This is a genomic window from Thermogemmatispora sp., assembly GCF_019683755.1.
In the GTDB taxonomy this organism is placed as follows: domain Bacteria; phylum Chloroflexota; class Ktedonobacteria; order Ktedonobacterales; family Ktedonobacteraceae; genus Thermogemmatispora.
On record NZ_JADGHT010000348.1, the window covers coordinates 1 to 4,711 of the forward strand.

Consider the following 4,711-nt stretch of genomic DNA (forward strand, 5'->3'; position numbering starts at 1 on the left):
TGTGAGCGCGCCCCCAAAGGGCAAGCGTTGACTCCAGATGAGCGTAAAGCGCTGACAGCGCGGGATCGGGCGATCCTCTGGGTCCTGTTGTCAACAGGCATTCGGGTCTCAGAGCTGTGTCAGCTTCGGTTGTCCGATATCGATTGGCAAAAAGGAATGCTCTATATCCAGGGCAAGGGAGCCAAGGAACGTAAGGTACCCTTTGGCAAGGTCGCCCGGCAGTATTTACAGACCTACTTGCACTTCTGGCGAGGAGAGCCGGAGCAGCCAACTGACTCTGTGTTTCTCTCAGTGGATGGAACGCCGCTCACGTCAGCAGGGGTGCGTAAGGTTTTTGAGCGACTCAAGCGGAGTGCGGGGATCGCGGATAAGCGTGTCTCGCCACATACCTGCCGGCATTGGTTTGCGGTGAATTGCATCAAGCGAGGGATGCCTACCGCGGCATTGCAACAACTGTTAGGGCACGAGACGCTGGAGATGGTTAATACCTATGTCAAGCTCGCAGAGCAAGATCAACGAGAGTTGTACCAGCAATTTTCACCGGTTGATGTTTTGGAGATGCACCGGACCGATCGTCGTCAGCGATTGCGCGCCTGGCGGCAGGCCCGGCGTCGCTCGCGCTTTTCCCATACTGCTGATGTCTGATTGTTGCTTTGTCAGTTTGTCCTGTACTGAGAATGTGCACTGCGAAAGGAGCTTGCCGATGGCCTTGATCTGGAAGCACGTAAGGACGGTACCGCAGCCATCCTGCCAGGAACCCGGCTGTACGCGGCGGGCAGGTCGAGACATGCGTTGTTGGCGCTGCTCCGGATGGTTCTGCCCTGCCCATTGCCTGGTGTTTGCTGATGATGATCCGCCACGCAAGGTGGTGTGTTTGGCATGCTGTGCTGCACTGGGACTGCTCTAGGGAGGCAACGATGAGCCAGGTGCGTCGTCTTGTGCTGGTGATCCTGTGCCATCCTGGACAACCGCTGGTCTTGTTACTGCAGGATGGTCATGACAGATGGCGCCTCCCTGCTCTTGTCTGCGGGCAGGGGGCACAGACTGGTCGGTTAGCGGCTGCTCTTCTGGGTCGGTTGCTCGGCTGGGAACATCACTGGCACTTGTGGTTGCTTGGCTTCTGGCCGCCACTGGCCGTGTATCTGGCCCTGGTTGATGGGATCAGCGGCGTTCCAGGTGGGGGCTGGTGGTTTGCCTGCGACGCCGTGGGATTGGTCCCAGCGCGAGAAGCTGGATTGATTGCGCGGGCTGTGCAGTGGTTGCAGCATGAGGCCGGATTTGCCAGGCGGGGGATTGTCTGAGCGCGATGTGCTGTCCTGGCTGGGCAGGGAGCCTGGCCAGGCTGGAACGGTGGCTGTGCTTCCTCGTGGGAGGGACACCCTGCTCGCACTGTCAGATGGCTGGTTCACGCTTGCCTCTCACCGTGCTCCAAGCCTGGTGACTGGGGGGAGGCAGGCGCGAGCCATCGCCGTGATGGTTTATGCACAAGCTGTTCTAGAAAGGAGGTGTGGCGATGTCTGCAGGCACAGGCACTGGCGGGCCAGGCGCTGCCTGGTGTCCGGTGTGTGGGGTGTCCTTGAAGCAACTGGAACATTGGGTAAGCTGGTTGGAGCGCAAGCAAGAGCGGGAGCGCGCCTATCTGGAGCGCCGTGCTCGTCGCAAGGTACGAACCCCAACGGATGAGGTATACGAGGCCGATCAGCGGGAGCTGGAGGGGTTGCTTGTGGTCTTGCGAGAGGGAGTAGCCCGCGCTCGTGCGCGGTGCTCATTCTCCCCTGCTCAGGCGGCCCCGCTCGCGAGCCTGGTGACCTATCCTGACGAGTCAGATGTGTAAACCCCTTGCCAAGGAGGACACGATGGCATCTTACCAGATCACGGATCAAGACTACGAAAAGCTGGTGATCCTCAAACAAGAAATCGAAGCTCAATTAGCCCAGGCTGAGTCAAAATACATGGCAGCCGTGTTTAATCGTCTGCATAAGGTGCTCTCGCGGGAGTACGTCAAAGCCACACGCGCCAGGGAGATGCTGGCACGGACTCAAGCCAATCAGTTGCTTGAGCGCCTGCGCTCAGCCCGTCAGCAGCAAGCTCGTCACGAGGGCCAACAGGGGAGCTAACCAAGAGCGCCCTCGCGACACTGATCGTACTCGAACGCTCAGGATTGATGCACACGCTAGCAGGGGTCGCAGGCAACGAGGCAGTGCCTGGTGATCTGTTCTCGAGAGAGAGGGCGCAGCTTCTGGGGTCCTGTGATCCCCTGGCTAGCTCGCTGGCTCAGCGATAGTCGAACAGGAGGGTTTCTATGCGATGTGATGGGTGTTCCCATCGGGATCAGGAGCATCTCTACTGGACATATTGCTTATGCGGTGCGGAGTGGTGTCCCGCTTGTGCGGCATTGTGGGGATGGCGAGGTGCGTATCTGGAGGGGTGTCCTTCCTGTACAGGAGTGGAGGTGATTGAGTCGTTCCCCTTTGAAGCATACGGCCTGGCGTTGGCCGAACAGGCTGCCTCGCTGGTGCTGGACACTGGGGAATATGCGGCGTGGGCTTATGCTGTCATTCGTTTGCTGCAGGAGCGCAAGGCATTGGTGGCCTGCCAGCAGCCAGCAGGTCAGGAGGGCTAAGATGGGCTGGCGTACTCGACTGGTCGCGCTCAGACGGGCATTGGTTGGGCATGAGGATCAGGCAGCAAGCCAGCCAGGCCCTGCAGATCGTGCAAATCAGACTCATCCGACCTCGTTGCCTTCTGGTGTGCTTGAGCCAGATGTCGGGGGTGAAACGTACCGCCAGGATCTGGAGGAACATGCTTCCCTCGAGCGGTATCGCCGCCAGATTGACGAGTTCGACGAGGATCGTGAACCCCTCCTGGGGCGGCTGATCCGCCAGGTACTGGTGGCAGTGGCCTATGTGGGGCCGCTGGTGGTGGCGTGGGTCGTGGGTTTGGAGCTGGGTGATGCCTTTGCAGGCGGTGGCTGGCGCTGGGACTCCTACAACGTAGGCATGCATGTGGTCTCGTTACTAGCGGAGCTGCTCACTGGTGGGCTGGCATTGGCGAGCGCGCATGCGCTTAAGAAGGTGCTGAGTGATCGGGCCTACCTGGCTCGCTGCGTGAGTGCAGTCGTGCTGTTTGTGCTCTTGAGTGGTGGTTCTTGTATGGCCTTGTGGTGGGTGATCTCCCAGCATGGGGATTACCCGCTGTGGGTGCAGCTCTCCCGGGTAATCTTGGGACCCTGTGTGGATGTGGGGGCCATTGTGGTGCTGGCCACGCTGGAGTTCCGCAGCCTGGCCAAGCATTTGCAGACCATTCACCAGAAGGCCGACGCTATTCACCAGCTTGCAGAGGCCGAGATCCGGCTGCGTGAAGCCGAGCAGGCTGCGCTGAACCGGCAGCGCGAGGCCGAGCAATTTTTGGAAGCCCGGCGCCTTTATGAGGAGACACTGGCCGAGATGAGCAAGCTCCAGATGAGGGGAACCCTCAAGATGATGGAACGGGTGTTGCGCGTGGTAGAGACAGAGCCGTTGTCGACGTCCTCCTCTGCGCTGATGTCACCCCCACCCAAGCCGCTTTCGCTGCTGTCGTTTTCGCAGAAGCAAGAGCAGGTGTCAGGCGATGAGTCGGGGCAGCCAGGGCAGGTGGAAGGTTCAGGCCAACAGATGCGCCGCTAGTGGGAGCGAGCAAGCCAAGACGAAAGGAGGGAAAGCACGATGCAACGAGATCGGCAGATGGTGGCACAGCTCCTGGTGATCCAGGCGCCGCGCTTGGGGGTACGCGTGGTAGCTGAGTGTGCTCCTGGTTGTTACGAGCTGGAGTGGCAAGGGCGCCGCTTGCGAGTAGTGGTCTTGCAGCGGTCACATGACTACTGGCGGAAACGCCTGGCTTTGCAGCACACAGCCGCGTGGGATCAGTTGTGTGTGGCGCACCATGATAGCTGTGTCCCGCTGCCGGTCCTGGATCTGGAGCGAGGGTATCTGTATGCGGCTTATGAGGTGCCGCCCTGGTATCACCTGGGGGAGCGGCTGACCCGACGGACGGCCCCGGTCTTTCTCGGCCAGTTGCTGTGTGGCGTGCAGGCCGCCTATGAGCAACTGGCCCGCTTGCCGCGGGGTAGTCGCGCACGATACCAGCAGCGACTCCGGGCATTGGTGCATCCCCAGCCAGGGCGGCCAGTGCGGATTGCCTGAGTGAACAGGAACGAGGAAGAAACCTGTGATTTCGCAGGAGGAATACGATGAGGCTGCCATCTGATGAACAGTGCTTGGAGGCACTGCGGGAGGCTGAGTGAGTGGTAGGTCTGAGGGCAGGCAAGAGATTGTTCTTCAGTCAGGAGGAAGAGATCATGAGTTTGTTTGTGACCATCCGTCGCCAGCGATGGGCGTGGATTGATCCACACCAGGGTGTGATCCACCGTGGATCGTGGGAGACCCTGGTGCGAGCAGTCCAGGCACGACAAGAACAAATGTGGGTGGTGGTTCCCACAAGCCAGGATGAGCCGGAGTGGCAGCTTCTCATTCAGCAACTGGTGGCACGCTTAGCGCGTCAAGGCTGGATGGTGGTGATCCCCCAGAGTCAGCAGGAGCTGGCCCAGCAGATGCAGCCTGGGCGAGTGTGGATCTTACCCCCAGCCTGGTTCACGCGCAAAGTGCAGCAAATCCGGCGTCACCTTGCACGGCGCCAGGGATGGGGGAGCCACTGAGATGGCAGCGCCGGCAGT

General features: G+C 60.3%; 8 protein-coding genes. All 8 read left to right on the forward strand.

What is annotated here, in order from left to right; all coding sequences use genetic code 11:
- On the forward strand, positions 1-645 hold a 645-nt coding region (locus IRZ24_RS16905), incomplete at its 5' end, for a tyrosine-type recombinase/integrase (RefSeq protein ID WP_297166712.1).
- 272 nt (positions 646-917) lie between these two features.
- Positions 918-1,301, forward strand: coding sequence for a hypothetical protein (locus IRZ24_RS16910; RefSeq protein WP_297166715.1), 384 nt, complete (start codon positions 918-920; stop codon positions 1,299-1,301).
- Positions 1,302-1,513: 212 nt separating this feature from the next.
- On the forward strand, positions 1,514-1,834 hold the full coding sequence (locus tag IRZ24_RS16915; RefSeq protein WP_297166719.1) for a hypothetical protein: 321 nt from the start codon (positions 1,514-1,516) through the stop codon (positions 1,832-1,834).
- Positions 1,835-1,856: 22 nt separating this feature from the next.
- Complete coding sequence (locus IRZ24_RS16920; protein WP_297166723.1) at positions 1,857-2,117, forward strand: hypothetical protein; 261 nt, start codon at positions 1,857-1,859, stop codon at positions 2,115-2,117.
- Between the two features lie 335 nt (positions 2,118-2,452).
- Positions 2,453-2,623 carry a hypothetical protein gene (locus IRZ24_RS16925; protein WP_297166726.1) on the forward strand — a complete coding sequence of 57 codons (171 nt, stop codon included), beginning with the start codon at positions 2,453-2,455 and terminating at the stop codon, positions 2,621-2,623.
- 1 nt (position 2,624) lies between these two features.
- Entirely contained in the window at positions 2,625-3,665 is a 1,041-nt protein-coding gene (locus IRZ24_RS16930) for a hypothetical protein (protein ID WP_297166729.1), read from the forward strand.
- 39 nt (positions 3,666-3,704) lie between these two features.
- Positions 3,705-4,181: a hypothetical protein gene (locus IRZ24_RS16935; protein ID WP_297166732.1), complete on the forward strand. Its 477-nt coding sequence runs from the start codon at positions 3,705-3,707 to the stop codon at positions 4,179-4,181.
- 155 nt (positions 4,182-4,336) lie between these two features.
- On the forward strand, positions 4,337-4,693 hold the full coding sequence (locus IRZ24_RS16940; RefSeq protein WP_297166735.1) for a hypothetical protein: 357 nt from the start codon (positions 4,337-4,339) through the stop codon (positions 4,691-4,693).
- The last annotated feature ends 18 nt before the right edge of the window (positions 4,694-4,711 follow it).